The 17,336-nt window shown below is 72.4% G+C and carries 15 protein-coding genes; 7 read left to right on the top strand and 8 right to left on the bottom strand.

Going from position 1 to position 17,336, the window contains the following annotated elements; translation table 11 throughout:
- Window positions 1-73: 73 nt before the first annotated feature.
- Complete coding sequence (locus Msi02_RS10045) at window positions 74-1,648, bottom strand: carboxyl transferase domain-containing protein (protein ID WP_079317922.1); 1,575 nt, start codon at window positions 1,646-1,648, stop codon at window positions 74-76.
- Between the two features lie 64 nt (window positions 1,649-1,712).
- Here Msi02_RS10045 and Msi02_RS10040 point away from each other — a divergent pair, with 64 nt between their 5' ends.
- Window positions 1,713-2,285, top strand: a complete 573-nt coding sequence (locus tag Msi02_RS10040) for an SACE_7040 family transcriptional regulator (protein ID WP_204048093.1) — start codon at window positions 1,713-1,715, stop codon at window positions 2,283-2,285.
- Between the two features lie 13 nt (window positions 2,286-2,298).
- Here Msi02_RS10040 and Msi02_RS10035 read toward each other — a convergent pair whose 3' ends face one another.
- Window positions 2,299-4,380: a BTAD domain-containing putative transcriptional regulator gene (locus Msi02_RS10035; RefSeq protein ID WP_204048092.1), complete on the bottom strand. Its 2,082-nt coding sequence runs from the start codon at window positions 4,378-4,380 to the stop codon at window positions 2,299-2,301.
- A 102-nt stretch (window positions 4,381-4,482) separates the two neighbouring features.
- Between Msi02_RS10035 and Msi02_RS10030 the strand changes: the two genes are divergently transcribed.
- Entirely contained in the window at window positions 4,483-5,160 is a 678-nt protein-coding gene (locus tag Msi02_RS10030; protein ID WP_204048091.1) for a cupin domain-containing protein, read from the top strand.
- Window positions 5,161-5,228: 68 nt separating this feature from the next.
- Here Msi02_RS10030 and Msi02_RS10025 read toward each other — a convergent pair whose 3' ends face one another.
- The gene (locus Msi02_RS10025) at window positions 5,229-7,442 is read right to left on the bottom strand and encodes a thiamine pyrophosphate-dependent enzyme (protein ID WP_204048090.1); all 2,214 of its coding nucleotides are present in this window, start codon (window positions 7,440-7,442) and stop codon (window positions 5,229-5,231) included.
- A gap of 205 nt (window positions 7,443-7,647) precedes the next feature.
- On the opposite strand from Msi02_RS10025, the gene Msi02_RS10020 reads away from it, so the two are divergent.
- A complete protein-coding gene (locus tag Msi02_RS10020; protein ID WP_204048089.1) occupies window positions 7,648-8,997 on the top strand; it encodes a hypothetical protein in 1,350 nt (449 codons plus the stop codon).
- A 51-nt stretch (window positions 8,998-9,048) separates the two neighbouring features.
- Here the strand turns inward: Msi02_RS10020 and Msi02_RS10015 are convergent, their stop codons facing one another.
- The gene (locus Msi02_RS10015) at window positions 9,049-10,140 is read right to left on the bottom strand and encodes a magnesium and cobalt transport protein CorA (RefSeq protein ID WP_239108266.1); all 1,092 of its coding nucleotides are present in this window, start codon (window positions 10,138-10,140) and stop codon (window positions 9,049-9,051) included.
- 172 nt (window positions 10,141-10,312) lie between these two features.
- On the opposite strand from Msi02_RS10015, the gene Msi02_RS10010 reads away from it, so the two are divergent.
- Window positions 10,313-11,032, top strand: a complete 720-nt coding sequence (locus tag Msi02_RS10010; protein WP_239108265.1) for a M50 family metallopeptidase — start codon at window positions 10,313-10,315, stop codon at window positions 11,030-11,032.
- A gap of 44 nt (window positions 11,033-11,076) precedes the next feature.
- Complete coding sequence (locus Msi02_RS10005; RefSeq protein WP_204048088.1) at window positions 11,077-11,376, top strand: hypothetical protein; 300 nt, start codon at window positions 11,077-11,079, stop codon at window positions 11,374-11,376.
- Window positions 11,377-11,437: 61 nt separating this feature from the next.
- Here Msi02_RS10005 and Msi02_RS10000 read toward each other — a convergent pair whose 3' ends face one another.
- Window positions 11,438-11,947, bottom strand: coding sequence for an SRPBCC family protein (locus Msi02_RS10000; protein ID WP_204048087.1), 510 nt, complete (start codon window positions 11,945-11,947; stop codon window positions 11,438-11,440).
- Window positions 11,948-12,113: 166 nt separating this feature from the next.
- Window positions 12,114-12,836, bottom strand: coding sequence for a GntR family transcriptional regulator (locus tag Msi02_RS09995; protein ID WP_204048086.1), 723 nt, complete (start codon window positions 12,834-12,836; stop codon window positions 12,114-12,116).
- Between the two features lie 142 nt (window positions 12,837-12,978).
- Here Msi02_RS09995 and Msi02_RS09990 point away from each other — a divergent pair, with 142 nt between their 5' ends.
- Complete coding sequence (locus Msi02_RS09990; RefSeq protein ID WP_275414113.1) at window positions 12,979-13,902, top strand: hydroxyacid-oxoacid transhydrogenase; 924 nt, start codon at window positions 12,979-12,981, stop codon at window positions 13,900-13,902.
- Window positions 13,899-14,279 (top strand): dehydroquinate synthase/iron-containing alcohol dehydrogenase family protein, encoded by a 381-nt coding sequence (locus tag Msi02_RS43900; RefSeq protein WP_275414112.1) that lies wholly within the window; start codon window positions 13,899-13,901, stop codon window positions 14,277-14,279. The genes Msi02_RS09990 and Msi02_RS43900 overlap by 4 nt, the downstream gene beginning before the upstream one ends.
- A 59-nt stretch (window positions 14,280-14,338) precedes the next feature.
- Here Msi02_RS43900 and Msi02_RS09985 read toward each other — a convergent pair whose 3' ends face one another.
- Both Msi02_RS09985 and Msi02_RS09980 read right to left on the bottom strand, forming a co-directional pair.
- Window positions 14,339-14,788 carry a DUF6294 family protein gene (locus Msi02_RS09985; RefSeq protein WP_204048085.1) on the bottom strand — a complete coding sequence of 150 codons (450 nt, stop codon included), beginning with the start codon at window positions 14,786-14,788 and terminating at the stop codon, window positions 14,339-14,341.
- Window positions 14,789-15,010: 222 nt separating this feature from the next.
- Window positions 15,011-17,336 (bottom strand): SbcC/MukB-like Walker B domain-containing protein (locus tag Msi02_RS09980; RefSeq protein ID WP_275414111.1); only part of this gene is annotated, 2,326 nt, incomplete at its 5' end.

The following is a 17,336-nucleotide window of genomic DNA, read 5'->3' as shown; positions in this document are numbered from 1 at the left end:
GCGGAGTGAGCGGTGAGGAACGAGCCGCTCGCGAAGCGAACGAGGAGCCGGTGAACGAGTCATCAACACTGCCTCACATCCGGAAGACGCCGTAGCCGACGGGTTCGAGGGGGGCGTTCGCGGCGGCACCGAGCGCCAGGCCGAGGACGGTCCTGGTGTCCACCGGGTCGATCACCCCGTCGTCCCACAGGCGGGCGGTCGAGTAGTAGGGGTTGCCCTGGTGCTCGTACTGCGCCCGGATCTCGTCGGCGTCGGCGTCGCCGACCATGGTGAGCACGGTGGCCGCCTGCTCGCCGCCCATGACGGAGATGCGGGCGTTCGGCCACATCCACAGGAAGCGGGGCGAGTAGGCGCGGCCGGCCATGGCGTAGTTGCCGGCGCCGAAAGAGCCGCCGATGATCACGGTGAACTTCGGCACCCGGGCGCAGGCGACCGCCGTCACCATCTTCGCGCCGTGCTTGGCGATGCCCCCGGCCTCGTACGCCTTGCCGACCATGAAGCCGCTGATGTTCTGCAGGAACACCAGCGGGATCGACCGCCGGTCGCACAGTTCGATGAAGTGCGCGCCCTTGAGCGCCGACTCGCCGAACAGGATGCCGTTGTTGGCCACGATGCCCACGGGGTGCCCGTGGATCCTGGCGAACCCGGTGACCAGGGTCGGGCCGTACTCGGCCTTGAACTCCAGGAACCGGCTGCCGTCGACCACCCGGGCGATCACCTCGCGCACGTCGTACGGCTGGCGGGTGTCCTGGGGGACGATGCCGTACAGGTCACGCGGGTCCCACAGCGGCGGCTCGGCGGGGGCGACCTCCCAGGGGCGGGGGCCTCTCGGGGCGAGCGTCGACACGATGTCCCGCACGATCTTCAGGGCGTGCGCGTCGTCCTCGGCGAGGTGGTCGGTGACGCCGCTGACGCGGGCGTGGACGTCGCCGCCGCCCAGTTCCTCGGCGGTGACGGTCTCGCCGGTGGCGGCCTTCACCAGCGGCGGCCCGCCCAGGAAGATCGTGCCCTGGTTGCGGACGATCACGGCCTCGTCGCTCATCGCCGGGACGTACGCCCCGCCCGCGGTGCAGGAGCCGAGCACGGCCGCGATCTGCGGGATGCCCCGCGCCGACATGGTGGCCTGGTTGTAGAAGATGCGCCCGAAGTGCTCGCGGTCGGGGAAGACCTCGTCCTGCTTGGGCAGGAACGCGCCGCCCGAGTCGACCAGGTACACGCACGGCAGGTTGTTGTGGAGGGCGACCTCCTGGGCGCGCAGGTGCTTCTTGACCGTGATCGGGTAGTACGTGCCGCCCTTGACGGTGGCGTCGTTGGCCACGATCACGACCTCGCGTCCGGCCACCCGTCCCACCCCGGTGATGATCCCGGCGGCCGGGGCCTGGTCGTCGTACATGCCGGTGGCCGCGAGCGGGGACAGCTCCAGGAAGCGCCCGCCGGGGTCGAGGAGCGTGTCGACGCGGTCCCTGGGCAGCAGCTTGCCGCGCTGGACGTGCCTGGCCCTGGCCCGCTCGGGGCCGCCGCGAGCCGCCGCCGCGAGCCGTTCCCGCAGGTCCGCCACCAGGCGTTCGTTCGCCTCCGCGTTGCGCTTGTACGGCTCGCCGCCCGGGTCGCACCGGCTCTCCAGCACCGGCCAGTCACTCGTGCTCATGCTCGGATGTTAATCATCATTAACAGACTCCGTCTACCATGGTGCCGTGCAGACTGGGAGGACCGTGAAGACCCCTACCCGCAATCGGCGGGCCGAGATCCTCGAAGCGGCCGCGGACCTCTTCGCGGCGCGCGGCTTCCACGGCGTGTCCATCGAGGACATCGGCACGGCCGTGGGCGTGTCGGGGCCGGCGCTCTACCGGCACTTCAACGGCAAGGAGGCCCTGCTCACCGAGATGCTGCTGGACATCAGCGAGCGGCTGCACGAGCAGGGGGCGCGGCTGGCCACCACCGCCGACCCGGACACCGCGGAGGCCGCGCTCGACGCGCTGCTGTCCGGGCACATCGAGTTCGCGCTGACCCACCCCGCGCTCATCCGCGTGCACGAGCGCGAGCTGGACAACGTGCCGGAGCAGGCCCGCCGGGCCATCCGGCGGCTGCAGCGGCTGTACGTCGAGGAGTGGGTGACCGTGCTGTCCGAACTGCACCCCGCGTGCCCGCCCGCGCGGCTGCGCGCCGCCACACACGCGGTCTTCGGCCTGCTCAACTCCACCCCGCGCAGCGCCGGGGAGCTCGCCCCCGAGGCCATGGCCGGCCTGCTCCACACCATGGCCCGCGCCGCGCTGTCCCGGTTGTAGGAGTCCGCCGCGCTCATCGGGACGTCACGACGCGCGTGCCGGCACGACTGTAGGTGTTGTCCGCGGCGTACTCGTACACCCCGAAGGTCCCCTCCGTGACGTCCCCGTTGCTGTCGAACTCGATCCGCCCGCTCAACCCGTCGTAGTCGATGTCCAGACCGGAGCGGACGAGGGCCGAGCACTCCCGGTAGGACGTGCATCGCCGCCCACCCGAGCTGACGTCCCTCAGCCGCGCGGCCACGGACTGGCCGAGATCCCCCCTGGCCGCTTCCGCTGCGAGGGCTCCCAGGATCACCGCGTCATAGGCCTCCGGGCCGTAGCCGAGATCGCCGAGGCTCGGATCCATCGCACGCATCCGCCGGGCGAACTCTTCGCCGGCGTCCGCGCCGGCCAGCGTCCCCCTGGCACCGAGCAACGTCCCCCTGGGCAGATCCGCAGAGTAGTCGGAGAGATTGCCGTCCACGAGATACCAGTGCTGGGTGCCGGCCGTGACCCCACGCCGCCTCAATTCCTTGACGATCTCGGCCGTCTCCTCGAAGCCGATGAGTACGAGCGCGTCCGCCTTCCCCCGGACGACGGTGTTCACCGCCTTCGCGAAGCGCGTTTCGTCCTCGTCGTACGTGACCTTCCTGACCACGCGGCTCCCGGTCCGGGTGATCGCCGACTCGATTCCCCCTATCACGCTCTCCGAGTAGGGGTCGTCGAGGGCCATGATCGCGACGGTGCGGTCGTGGTTCTCCGCGATCAGCCGGCCGATCGCACGTCCTTGCAGGTCGTCCCCCGGGGCCGTACGGAAGTAGAGGCCGCGGTCGTAGGCGGAGGTGAGCAGCGACGAGGTGTTGGAGGGCGAGATGATCGCCGCACCCGCCTCGGTGACCTGGTCGAGGATGGTCAGGGACACGGTGTTGGACACCGCGCCCACGATGAGATCCGCCTTCCGGGCGAGCAGATCCGCAACGGCGGACGACGCGATGTCCCGTGCCGGGTCGCCCGAGTCCGACCGGACGAGGCGCACGGGCCGCCCGAGCACGCCACCCGCGGCGTTGACGTCCTGGACCGCCAGGTCGGCTCCCGCGGCCGTCGCGGCCCCGAGGAAGTAGAGGGAACCCGTAACCGGCAGCAGGGTCCCGACGGTCAGGACGCCGTCCCCCACCGCCCCCTTCGCCATCTCGACCCGTGGGGGTGTGGGCGGGCTCCCCTCCGGCGAGGAGCCCCGCAGCCCCAGCGCCGCCGTCACCGCCACCAGCACGCCGAGACCCGCGACGAGGATCGGCCTGACCCGGCCGCGTACCCGCCGGGGCGAGGGCACCACCACCGCCGGCGACCGCGTGGACCCCGGGCCGGTCGGAGCCGGAGAGACGCCCATCGGCTCGCCGGCCAGGATCGCCGACTCGATCGCGCGCAGTTCGGGCCCGGGATCGAGCCCGAGTTCCTCGACGAGGATGCGCCGCGCGTTCCGGTATGCCTCCAGGGCCTCGGCCTGGCGGCCGGAGCGGTACAAGGCCAGCATGAGCTGTCCGTGCAGCCGTTCCCGCAGTGGATGCGCGGCGACCAGGCCACGCAGCTCTCCGATCAGCGGGCTGTGGCGTCCCAGGGCCAGTTCGACGTCGATCCGCTCCTCGACCGCGGCGGCGCGTTCCTCTTCCAGCCTGACCGCGTACTCGTGGGCCCTCCCGCTCAGGTCCGCACCGCCGAAGACCGGGCCGCGCCACAGTGCCAGTGCGTCCCGGTACGCCGCGGCGGCGGACTGGAGGTCCCCCGTCCGCCGCCGGCGGGCCTCCGCGAGAAGATCCTCGAATCTCCGCGCGTCCAGCTCATCGGAGTCGAGGGTCAGGGCGTAGCCCCGGTTGACGGAGGCGATGCGCGCGCCGTCCCCCAGGACACGGCGTAACTGGGCGACGTACACCCGAAGGTTGTCCGCGGCGGACGGCGGCGGGTCGGACGGCCACACCGCATCGACCAAGCCGTCCAGGACGACCGGCTCGTTCGGACAGGTGACCAGCGCGGCGAGCAGCGCACACGTCTTCGGTGCGGTCAGCCGTACGGCCTCGCCGTTCTGCCGGATCTCGATCGGTCCCAGGATGCGAAGCAGCATCACGCCCCTTGCTGGTCAATGCTCTTATACGGGCGGTTATACGCGATTCGCAACGCCTCTTTGCCACGCTGCGGGAAACGCCGCGATCTCCGTGGAGGCATCGTGATCCGATCCGTCGCACCGCTCCTGGCCGCCCTGTCCGTGACCGCCGCCGCGCAACCACCGGGCTCCGGCCCGGCCGCGAGCGAGCTGAAGGCCGCGCTCGTCGGCTCGAAGGCCGGCTACACGAAGGTGCACACCGTCGCCGCCCGCGCATCGAGATTCGCCTCCGGCGGTACGGCCGTCGCCGACTGGGCCTTCAGCGCTCTTCCGGCGCGATGCAGGACCGCGGCCACCACAGGGCTGCTCTGGGATCCGAAGGTCGTCGCCCGTTTCCCCAAGAGCCCCGCCGCGGTGGTGGAGTTCAGCGGCAGGCACGCGCTCGGCGAGTCACTGATCTCCGTCCCGGAGTCGCTGCCGGACTCGCTGTTCCACGTCCGGGTGCCCAGGGGGTGTGCGAGCGTGCGGGTCGCTTACCAAGGCAGACGCGTCAAAGTGAAGATTGCCCCGCTGACCTCCGCCGAACTGCCCGACATTCCCGGCGCTTCCGTCAGCGGGGTGAAGACCACCCTCCCGCCCGGCCTGTGGGGACACGACAAGGGCGCGCAAAAGGTATTGATCGTCGTGCGGGACGGGAATCTCGTGCTGGAGACCTACGCGGATGCCTTCGGACCCGTGGGGGACGTGTCGCGCGACTGGACGACCGCGTCGTGGGCCAGGGCGAGGGCCCGGCTGACGTGATACATGGTTGAGGGCACGGCTTCCGGCCCGGAACGGCCTGGGCGCGCACCAACCGCCCCCCGCCCGGGTCAGACGAGCAGTTTGCGGGCGGCGCGTTCGATGTCGGACTCCGACAGCAGGACGGTGTCGGCGGCCGGGCCGAGCGGCACGAAGCTGTCCTGTGAGGTCACCCGGGAGATCGGGCCGCGGAAGCCGTTGTCGACGAGCGCCGCGATCACGCTCTCGGAGACGCCGCCGCTGTGGCGGGTCTCGTCGGCGATCAGCACGCGGCCGGTCAGTTCGGCGGCGCGCATGAGGTCGTCGACCGGCAGCGGCGACAGCCACCGCAGGTCGAGCACCCGGCAGCCCAGGTCCTCAGCCGTGAGCCTGACCGCCGCCCGCAGGCTCATCCGCAGGCCATTGCCGTACGTGACGATGGTCAGGTCGCGGCCGTCGCCGTAGGAGCGGGCGCGGCCGACCGGGACGTGCGTCTCGGCCCAACGCGCCGGCGGCGTGTACGGCGCGAGCCAGCCGCCGTCGCCCTCCTCGAAGAGATCACGCGTGTGGTACAGCGCGATGGGCTCGAGGAACACGCAGACGCTGCCGTCCGCGCGGGCGGCGGCCAGGCAGGTGCGCAGCATCGCGGCGGCGTCGTCGGGCCGCGCCGGAGACGCGACGATCACGCCGGGAATATCGCGCAATGCGGCAATTGAGTTGTCATTATGGAAATGTCCCCCAAAGCCCTTTTGATAGGCATATGAGGCGACTCGTACGACCAGTGGATTGCGATACGCGCCCTGCGAGAAGAACTGCATGGTCGACGCCTCGCCGCGAATCTGATCAAGCGCGTTGTGCAGGTAGGCGAGGTATTGGATCTCCGGCACCGGCAGCAGCCCCGACACCCCCGCCCCGAGGGCGAGGCCGAGGATGGCCTGCTCGTCCAGCAGCATGTCGAAGACCCGCTCGGCCCCGAACCTGCGCAGCAGCCCGCGCGTCACGCCGTACACGCCGCCCTTGCGGGCCACGTCCTCGCCGAACACCAGGACCCCGGGGTCCAACGCCATCGCGTCGGCCAGTGCCCGGTTGACCGCCTGGGCGACGGTCAGCCTGCCCTCCTGCTCCGGCGGGGTGGCGAAGGCGCGCTCGCGCGCCTCGGCGGGCGCGGACCGTATGGCCTCGGCGGCCACGGCCTCGGGACGGCGCGGCGCGAGCGGGGCCATCACTTCCGCCGCCGTCGCGAGCCGGGGCCGCCGCGCGCACTCCGACGCCAGCTTCAGCACGTGGTCGCGCTCGGCCTCGTAGCGTGCGAGCAGCTCGTCGGGCTCGGCCAGGCCCGCCTCCACGAGCAGCCGCGCCGTACGGACGAGGGGGTCGCGGTCCAGGTCGGCGGCGATCTCCCGGCGGGTGCGGTAGCCGACCTCCACGTCGGAGCCGGCGTGGCCCATCAGCCGCACGGTGCGCAGGTGCAGGAACGCCGGGGCGCGGTTGGCACGCACGTGCTCGACGGCGCGCAGCGCCACGTCGTAGGTCTCGGCCAGGTCGCAGCCGTCGGCCTGGAAGTACTCCAGCAGGGGGTGCCTGGCCTGCGCGATCCACTCCGGCGGCGTCTTCACGCTGATGCCGAGGCCGTTGTCCTCGCACACGAACAGCACCGGGATCTGCAGCCCGCGGAAGCGGCCGTACGCGGCGGTGTTCAGCCCGGTCAGCGCGGAGGCGTGGTTCATCGACGCGTCGCCGAAGCTGCAGACGGCGACGGCGTCCCCGGGCCAGGGTGAGGGCAGCCCGAGCATGCGCGCCCGCTCGATCGCGAAGCCGACGCCGACGGCGCGCGGCAGGTGGCTGGCGATCGTGGAGGTCTGCGGGATGACCGCGAGGCGGGGGTGGCCGAACACCTTGTGCCGGCCGCCCGCGATCGGCTCCTCGGCCGACGCCGCGATCCCCAGCAGCACGTCGCGCAGCCCCTCCTCGGCCAGCCGCCCCGCCTGAGCGGAACGGGTCAGGTAGAAGGCGCCGGACCGGTAGTGCAGGAGCGCGGGGTCGTCCACGCGGAGCGCGGCGGCCACGGCGGCGTTGCCCTCGTGCCCCGACGACCCGATCGTGTAGAAGCCTTCGTCGCGCTCACGCATGACGCGGGCGGCGACGTCGAGGAGCCGGCTGCCGAGTTGCACGGCGAACAGTTCACGGCACCGCGTCCCCGTCAGGCCCGTGCCCGGCCGCACCGGCAGGTCCGGATCCCGGGAGGGTCCGGGGGTCAGCGCCCCGACGGCCTCGGCGAAATGCGTCTCCACAGCGTCCCGCACCACAGGGCCGATTATGTCGCACGATGCACGCTCCGTCCCGCACAGCGTCAACTCCGTGCACGAGCGGTTATGGATCATTCCTTTTGACACAAATCGATGACGATAAGTCAGAGCACTAAACCATCGCCGGTGTTCGCCCGTCTACTCGTAATGAATGACGTGGCACCCTCAGGCCGCGTTCAACCACCGGGAAGGATGGTTCACCGGAATGTTGAAACGCATCCATGCCGCGATCGCGGCAGTGGCTCTGGGAGGGGCGGCCCTCGTCGCGCTCCCGGCCACCGCCGGCGCGGCGACGGCAGCGGGTCCCAGTGACCTGACCGTCTCCCCCAGTCCGGTCGTCGTCGCCGGCGGCGCGGGCACGACGGCGACCTTCACCTACAAGGCGTCCGAGAAGGGCGCGGCGAGGCTGGTCGACCGCGACGGCCGGATCGTGACGCTGGACCCGGCCCCCGCGACGTCGGGCCCCGCGGGCTCCGGCGCCTACACGGCCAGGTACGGTTTCACCTTCAGGGACGAGCCGGGCGTCTGGAAGCTGCAGGTGCGCGCCGACGGCGGCGTCGCGACCAAGGAGTTCCAGGTCCACTGGACCACCGACCTCGACTTCGACGCGGCACCGGACGTCGTCGACCGGGGCGACCGGATCAGGCTGACCGGCGCGCTGACCTACCGGGACGGCGGCGGCCGGCAGGCGTACGACGGGCAGCGGGTGTACCTCGCCTTCAAGCCGGTCGGCGGCTCCTACAGCCGGGTCGGCTCGGTGACGACCGACCGGAACGGCCGGTTCTCCGTCGACGAGAGAGCGGTCAGGAGCGGCTGGTGGCGCGCCGAGTTCGAAGGTGCCTCCGACGCCGAGCCCGCGACGAGCGACAGCGACCGGGTCGACGTCAGGGTCCAGGACAGCCGCACCCGGATCACCGGATTCGACGCCTCCCCCGAGCCCGTCGACGCCGGTGACGCGCTGCGCCTGCGCGGCCGGCTGGAGATCTCCGGCTTTGCCGGCTGGAGCGGCTACCCGGGCCGGCAGGTGAAGATCCTGTTCAAGCCGGCCGGCGGCTACCGCTGGCAGTACGTCACCTCCGACTGGACCGACTCCGCCGGCCGCTTCTGGGCGGACGTCACGGCCAGGACCTCCGGCTGGTGGCGGGCCGAGTTCGACGGCGCCGGCGGAGCGGGATACTCGGCGAGCGCGACCGACTACGTGACGGTCCGCGTGCCCCGGCCGACGCCTCCGCCCACGCCCAAGGCCGACACCCGGGTCGTCCAGTTCAACGCCGCACCGGAGCCGGTCAGGTATCACAGGTACCTCACCTTCCGGGGCCAGCTCCAGGCCTGGGACGACGGCTGGGAGGGCTACGGCCACCAGCGGGTGACCGTGTGGTTCAAGAAGGCCGGCGGTTCCTGGCACTACGTCAAGACGCTGTGGACGAACAGCACCGGCAGGTTCTGGGGCAAGACCAAGGCGTCCGCGTCCGGCTACTGGAAGGTCGTCTTCGCCGGGAACGGCGAGGCCGATCGCTCCACCAGCCGGAGCGACTGGGTGCGCGTGAAGCGCTGAACACTCACTGAGCCGGCCCGGGGCGTGGCCCACGCCCCGGGCCGGTTCGCTCTACAACCAGTCGCGGCGTTTGAACACCAGATAGAGCGTGAGGCAGACGACGCCCATGAGCATGATCGCGACGGGGTATCCGAGCACCCAGTGCAGCTCGGGCATGTGGTCGAAGTTCATCCCGTAGATCGTGCCGACCAGCGTCGGGGCGAACAGGATGGCCGCCCACGCCGAGATCTTCTTGACCTCGTCGCCCTGGGCGATGCTCGCGGCGGTGAGCTTGGTCATCTCCTCGTTCTGCTGCTGGCTGACGAGTGTGGAGTTGACGACGAGGATGTCCTGGAGCATCTGCCGGAAGCCCGCCACCCGCTCGGTGACCGTGATCGCGTGGTCGGACACGTCGCGCAGGTAGCGCTGCAGCTCCTCGTTCACGCCGTACTTCGGCGAGCCCGCGATGAAGCCGTCGAGCATCGGGACCAGCGGGCTGGCCGCCCGCTGGAACTCGATGACCTCACGCGACAGGGAGTAGATGCGCCGGGGCGCGGCCGGGTCGCCGCCGAAGACCTGCACCTCGATCTCGTCGATGTCGTTCTGCAGCCCGGCGACCACCGGCGCGTAGCCGTCCACCACCGCGTCGAGGATCGCGTACAGCACGGCCTGCGGCCCCTGGCGGAGCAGGTCGGGGTCCGACTCCATGCGCCGGCGCACCTTGGAAAGGTCCGGCGCCTCGCTGTGCCGTACGGTCAGCACGAAGTCGGGACCGACGAAGACGTGCAGCTCGCCGAAGGCGACCTTCTCCGGCTTGTCGAGGTACTGCGCCGCCCGCAGCACCACGAACAGCGTGTCGCCGTACCGGTCGGCCTTGGGCCGCTGGTGGGCGACGATGGCGTCCTCGATGGCGAGCTCGTGCAGGCCGAACTCCTCGGCCGCCTTGATCAGCTCGGCCTCCTCAGGCCGGTACAGGCCGATCCACGCCATCGCCCTCGGCCGCGAGCGCAGCGAGGCGATCGCGTCGCCCAGCGACAGCGGCGAGTCCACGCGCTCGCCGTCCACGTACACCGCGTTGTCGATCACGCTCTGCCTGAACGTCTCCCCCTCGTCCGCACGGGGGTCCATGGAATGCTCGGGAGCCTGCTCCGGTTTCGCCCTCATCAGCCCACTCAACCCGCTCAATCCGCGCAGTCCACGCATACGCCGCTCAGTCACACGTAGAAGGTAACCGCCATCGTCACGCTTACTCGGTTTCTGCCCGGACAGACCGTACGGACCGAGGGCGGAAGCACGGGGAGCGCGGGCCGGGGCGGCGGGCCGTACGATTCCGGGGGTGAACCCCCTGAAGGCCCTGTGGAACCACCTGACCCACACGCAGATCGCGCCCCCGCTCTGGCTGGTCGTCCTGTCCGGGTTCGCCGCCCTCGCCGTCGTCGCCTATCCGGCGTCGTGGCACATCTCACGCGGCCTGATCACGATCGCGCACGAGGGGGGCCACGCGCTGGTCGCGGTGCTGACCCGGCGCAAGCTGCGGGGCATCCGCCTCCATTCGGACACCTCGGGCGTGACGCTCACCAGGGGGAGGCCCACGGGACCCGGCATGATCGCCACGGCCGCGGCGGGATACGTCGCGCCCTCCCTGATCGGGCTCGGGTCGGCCTGGCTGGTCTCCGGCGGGCGGATCACGATGCTGCTGTGGGCCGTGCTCGCGCTGCTGACGTGCATGCTGCTGATGATCAGGAACTTCTTCGGCGCCGTGTCGCTGCTCGCCGTGGGCGGCGCGGTCTTCGCGCTGTCGTGGTTCGCCCCGCCCCACGTCCAGTCGGCCTGTGCGTACGCCGCCGCGTGGTTCCTGCTGCTCGGCGGCGTGCGGCCGATCCTTGAGCTGCAGACCAAGCGCCGCCTCGGCCGCGCCCCGGACTCCGACGCCGACCAGCTCGCCCGGCTGACCCGCGTGCCCGGCACGCTCTGGGTGCTGCTGTTCCTGCTCGTCTCCACCGCCGCGCTCGTCTACGGCGGCTATCTCCTCACCGCCCACTGGCTGCCTCTGTAGCCCGGCTGACCGAGCTGGGCCTGTCGCTGGACGAGGTGCGCGACGTGCTGGCCGGAGACTCCACCCGGGAACTGCGGGAGATCCTGCTGGAGCTGGACGCCGACGACGAGAAGAGACTCGTGCGCCTCTCGGGCGGCGAGCTCGCCCTCGCGGTCTCGTCCCAGACCAACATCGCGGTCGACCTGCGCGAACCGATGGAGGTGCCTCGCCCACGCCGCCCTTGGACCGCCGTACGCCCTGCGGCGACCGTCCGGCGGGTGCGGTTCTTCGCCGGCGACCCGGCGGCGGCGCTGCGGGCCGTCGTCGCGCTCACCACGACGACCGCGGGCGAGCGCGCTCCCTGACCCGTCGTCCGGCGGGACACCCCCGGCGTACGGCACCACCTTCGACCTGATCGACACGACATCACCTATAGGAGGCAAGCTCCGCCAGGTGGTGCAGCGAGTTGATGAGATGCTCAGGGCCGAACGGCGGGAACTGGATGCCTCGCTCCCGGATGAACTGCGGCACCGCCGACCAGTCGTAGGTGAGCGTGACCTGAGTCTCGGACGGACCGAGCGGCGCGAGGTCGTAACGCCAGATCCAGCCGCCGAACTCCAGCTGACCGTCGCCCTTCTCCTGCCCCGTCAGCCAGCCGATGGCGCGCGGCGAATCGAACACCACGACCTTGTTGACCACCTGGTAGTCACCGTTCGGATGGCCGGCGTGATGCATGTCCATCCGGAAGATCTGCCCTGCCTCGGTCAGCGGCGCCTGGTTGACGGCTTCCTGAACCCAGCCGGTGCCGTCGATCGCGGAGTGGGTCGTCGGGTCGGCCAGCACCGCGAACACCCTCGCGGCGGGCGCGGCGACAGTCAGGGCGGCGCTCACTTTCTCGCTTTCGTCGAGCTGGACGGCGAGCAGGTACTTCTTCACGGCGAACTCCTTCGAAGGATCAGGCGGACAGGCGGCGTGCGGCGGCCGTCACCGGCCTCTCACCTTGGCTACGAACCGGCTCGACGCCATTCGACACCGCCCGGGAAAAATCGGAGGACGTGTTCCCCTGACCGGGTCTTGCCATCGCGAACACCGACTGTGCCCTTTACGTTGTAGATTCGTCCGCTGCGTCGTGGATGAGGGCGATGTCGGCGGGGTCGGCGGGCCGGCCGTTCTCGGCGGCGGCCTGGGCCACGAGGAGTTCGCCGGTGTGGGTCACGTGGGCACGCATCGCCACGGCGGCGGCGTCCGGGTCGCCCCCGAGGAGGGCGGCGAGGATCGGCTCGTGCTCCGCGGCGACGTCCGCGAGCGAGCGGGAGCGGTCGACCGTGGAGGCGCCCAGTGTCACCGTGGCGTCCCTGAGCCCGGCGACGACCTCGGCGAGCCGCCGGTTGGCCCCCGCGGCGAGGATCGCGTCGTGGAACGCCCGGTCGTGCCGTATGAACCGGGGCTCGTCGTGGTCGGCCGCCGCGGCGCGCATGGCCTCCAGTTCCTCGCGCAGCGCGCGGGCCAGGCCGGGACCGGCGTGGCGGGCCGCCCGCCTGGTCGCCGGCACCTCGAGCAGCAGCCTCAGGTGGAACACCTCGGCGATCTCCCTGGGATCGCGGCGCAGCACCCGGAAGCCCCGGCTCCGCTCGAACCGCACCAGGCCGGCCTCCGCCAGCCGGAGCATCGCCTCGCGTACGGGGGTGCGGGAGACGTTGAGCTGCTCGGCCAGCCGGTACACCGAATACAGCTCTCCGGGCCGCAGCTCCCCCGAGTGGATGGCCTCTCTGACCGCCTCGATGACCTGCTCGGTGAGACTGGACGTGCCGGCGACCGCTCGCACCGTCTGACCACCCTCCGGAGGGTCGTGGGCCCGCCCGCGTACGGCGGCACATTGACATGCAGCATGCTACATGTCAGGTTGCCCATCGGACATGCCGCGCGCCGCGCAGGCCCCACGGGCCTGCGCCCCCATGACCCCGCGAGTGAAAGGCCCACGGATCGTGATCGTCCCGAGCAACCCCGAGTCCGTCTTCACGTACGGCGCGCCCGCCCTGAAGTTCGGGTCCGGCGCGTCCGCCGAGATCGGTTTCGACCTCGGGCAGTACGGCGTACGCCGCGTGCTGGTGCTGACCGACGCCGGGGTGGCGGCGACGGGCGCTCCGGCGCGCATCGCCGAACAGATCGCCGGGTTCGGCATGCACGCGGAGGTGTACGACGGCGTGCACGTCGAGCCCACCGACGAGAGTCTGCTCGCGGCGATCGGGCACGCCCGCGCGAGCGGGCCGTGGGACGCCTTCGTGGCGGTCGGCGGTGGGTCGAGCATCGACACGGCCAAGGCCGTCAACCTGCTGTCGACGAATCCCGGCGAGCTGATGGACTACATCAACGCGCCGATCGGCGCCGGGCGCGCCCCCTCTCACCCGCTCAAGCCGCTGGTCGCGGTGCCCACGACCACGGGCACCGGCTCGGAGAGCACCACGATCTGCGTGCTCGACGTGCTCGGCCTGAAGGTCAAGACGGGGATCAGCCACGCCCGCCTCCGCCCGGTGCTGGCCGTCGTGGACCCGGATCTCACGATGACGCAGCCGCCCGAGGTGACCGCCGCGGCGGGGATGGACATCCTCTGTCACGCCCTGGAGAGCTACACGGCCCGGCCGTACACCTCGTACGAGCGCAGGCGGCCGGAGGAGCGCGTGCCGTACTGCGGGTCGAACCCGGTGGCGGACATGTGGTCGGAGCAGGCGATCCGGCTGCTCGCGGGCTCGTTCCGCACGGCCGTACGGCGCGGCGACGACGCGGAGGCGAGGGGCGCGATGGCGCTGGCGGCGACGTTCGCGGGGCTGGGCTTCGGCAACGCGGGCGTGCACATCCCGCAGCCAACGCCTATCCGATCGCGGGGCGGGTGAAGGACTTCCACCCGCACGGTTATCCCGGCGGCGAGCCGATGGTGCCGCACGGCATGGCCGTGGCGCTGACCGCGCCGGAGGCGTTCCGGTTCACCTTCGAGGCGGATCCGGCGCGGCACCTGCGCGCGGCCGAGCTGCTCGATCCCTCGGCGGCGACGCCGGACGAGCCGGCGGAGTTCCTGCCCGGCGTGCTGACCGCGCTCATGCGCGACGTCGGCATCCCGAACGGCATCGGCGGCGTGGGATACGCGGAGGCCGACGTGCCGGCGCTGGTGGAGGGGGCGATGAAGCAGCAGCGGCTGCTCACCACCTCCCCCAGGCCCGTGCGGGAGGAGGACATCGCCGGTATCCTGACCCGTTCGCTCGCCCTCTGGTGAGCGCGGCCCGTCCGGCCCTCGCTCCTCGCCTCCGGCGGGTCCTCGGCGGTGGCGGACGCTCAGCAGTGCTTGCTCAGCGACATACTCTTGATCAGGGGGTACAGGCTGGGGTCGAACCGGCCTTCGGCCAGCCATCGATACTTCCGCGGCCAGGCGAGGGGCAGGTTCTTGACGAACTTGGTGCTGGTGCTGCCGGGTATGCGTATGTCGGCGAGCAGTGCGCCGTTCTCGTCCTTGAGATGTGCCCACATCAGCCAGGCGTCGTCACCCGACATGCTGGTGAGCGTGGCGTCGAACGAGGCCGTGCCGTCCGGATAGAGAGTCCACGTCGGGGCCGTCCGGTCGGCACCGCCGCTGTACATCGTGCAGTCACCCGCGGTGGAGCCGTGCTTCCAGGTGAACGTCTTGTAGGCGGGGGATGCGCTGGCCGGGCCCGTGGGGAGCGCCAGGCCGAGGGCAAGGGCGCCCACGGCGACGACCATGACCGTGCTCCTGCGGATGCTCTTCATCACGTCTCACCTCTCGTCGGCGGCTGTGCCGCTCGGGCTGTCAGGCGGAGCCCCGTCGTGGGTTCCGCAGGCCTTGCACGCCATTGATAGGGCCGAACGCTTGCAGAGCGCTTGACCCTCTCTTGCCCGTGACCGCTCCTGCCCCTGAGCCGGGCCGTCGGACTGCGGGAGCGCGGGCGGGGAGGTCAGCAACCGCCGGAGCGGCGGGAGAAGCGGGGAAGGTCAGCGGTGCGACAGGGTGGAGCCGGAACGGCCCTTCACCACGCGGAGCTGGGCGGGGATGCGCACCCGAAGCTCGGCGACGTGGCTGACCACGCCGACGGCCCGGCCCCCCTCGCGCAGGCCGTCGAGGATGTCGAGCACGTCGTCGAGCGTCTCGTCGTCGAGGGTGCCGAAGCCCTCGTCCACGAAGAGGCTGCCGATCTCCGCGCCGCCCGCCTCGGCGGTCACCACGTCGGCCAGGCCCAGCGCCAGGGCGAGCGAGGTGATGAAGCTCTCGCCGCCGGAGAGCGTGGCCGGATCGCGTTCCACGCCGGTCCAGGCGTCGAGCACGCGCAGACCCAGCCCGCCGCCCGACCTGCCCCGGTCGCCCGCGGACCGGTTCAGGTCGTGCCGCAGCAGGTAGCGCCCGCTCGACATGCGGTCGAGGCGCTCGTTCGCCGCGTCGACGACCTGGCAGAGGCGCTCGCCCAGCACGTACGCCGACAGCCTCATGTGCCACCGGTTGTCGCCGGAGGTGCCGGTCGCCAGCTCGGCGAGCCGGCGCGCCAGGCGGTGCCGTTCCTCGGCGGGCCGGTAGGCGCGCAGCGCGGCGTCCAGTTCTCCGGCGAGCGCCGTGAGCTGGTCGAGCCTGCCCTTCGCCCGGTCGCGCGCCGAGGTACGGGCGGCGTGGTCCCGCTCGGCCCGCTCGTGGCCGGCCTCCAGCTCCGGCAGGTCGGCGGCGGGCTCGGCCGCCGCCGCGACCAGTTCGGGATCGGCGAGCAGTCCCTCGACCGTGGCCCGCTCGGCGTCCAGGTGTCCCAGCCGCTCGGACATCGCCTCCCGGTCCTCCGGCGTGCGCACGGCGGCCGCCGCGTGCTCCACACTGGCGAACCCCTCGCCGGTGGCGGCCCTGGCCGCCTCGGCCAGCGCCGTCTCGCTCTCGCGGTCGGCCGCGGCCGCCGCGACCGCCGCCTCGGCGGCCTCCCTGAGCAGGTCCGCCTCCTCGGCCAGCCGGTCGAGGCGGGCGGCGAGCGAAGGGTCCCCGCCGCGGGCGGCGTCGATCACCTCGGCCAGCCTGCGCTCGTCTGCCGCCAGCCGGTCCCGATGCGCGCGCGCCTCGGCGAGCGCCGCGCCGGTGCGCACGGCCCGCGCGCCCAGCTCCTCCAGCTCGGCCGCGAGCCGGGTGGCGCGGGCGGCCAGTCCCTCCTCCGCCGCGGCCAGGGACCGGGCGCGTTCCAGGTCCGCCTCCGCCGTCGCGAGGTCGCCCTCCAGACCGGCGGCGAGCCGCTCGCCCTCCGCGAGCAGCGCGTCCCGCCTGGTCCTGGTCTCGGTCAGCAGCCCGGTCAGCTCCGCGGCCCGGTCGCGGGCCGACTCCAGCTCCGCCGCGAGCCGCCCGGCCTCCGCCTCGGCCGCCTCGACCGCCGTCTCGGCCGCGCGCAGCCGCGACAGCTCCTCGCGGGCGTCCGCGAGGGCGGCGGACGCGTCCTCCTGGGACAGGTCCGCCGCACGCGCCGTCGCGTCGCCGAGCCTCGACGAGAGCGCGGCGACGGCCGTCTCCGCCTCCTCGCGGGCCCACTGCGCGGCCTCGAACGCCTCCTGCGCCGCCTGCTCGTCGTCCGCGGTCGCCGCCCGTCCGGCGGGTGCGGCGGGACGGGGGTGTTCGGTGGCGCCGCAGACGGCGCAGGGCGCTCCGGCCACGAGCCCGGCCGCCAGTTCGGCGGCCATGCCGTCGATCCTGGCCTGGCGGACCTCCTGGAGCCGGTCGCGGCACTCCTGGGCCAGGTCGACGGCCGCGCGCCGGTCGTGCTCGGCCGTCTCCAGCTCGGCCGTCAGCGCGTCGCGCAGCCGCGCGGCCTCCAGCCGCTCGCCCGCCAGGTGAGCGGCGGCTTCCAATGCGGGGACGCGCGCGGCCATGTCGCGCAAGCCCCTGAGCCGCTCCTCGGCGGCGGCCAGCAGCTCCGGCAGCTCCGCCTGCGCGGCCCGTGCCCGCGCCTCGTCCTCGGCGAGCCGCGTCAGTTCGCCGTCCAGCAGCGCGGCCTGCCCGGTGACCTCCCGCAGCCGCAGCGCGGCGTCCCTGGCGGCCGTCAGGCCCGGCAGGCTCGCCGCCGCCGTACGCGCGCGGGCGAGCCGTTCCTCGACGTCGAGCCGCTCGGCGGGCAGGGCCGCCAGCCGCCGCGTCAGCTCCGACTCCTCCTCGGTCAGCTCCGCCAGCCCGCGTTCGGCGTCCGCGCGCTCGCTTCGCACCTGCCGCAGGCGCGCCTCCTCCGGGAGGATCTGGCGCACCCGGGCGACCTCGTCGCGCCGCTCCCGCTCCAGCACGGCCAGCCGCTCCGGGTCCGGCCGCTCT

The sequence above is a fragment of the Microbispora siamensis genome, from assembly GCF_016863095.1.
Taxonomy (GTDB): domain Bacteria; phylum Actinomycetota; class Actinomycetes; order Streptosporangiales; family Streptosporangiaceae; genus Microbispora; species Microbispora siamensis.
The sequence above is the reverse complement of the archived record's forward strand: the minus strand, read 5'-3'. Positions and strand labels throughout refer to the sequence as shown.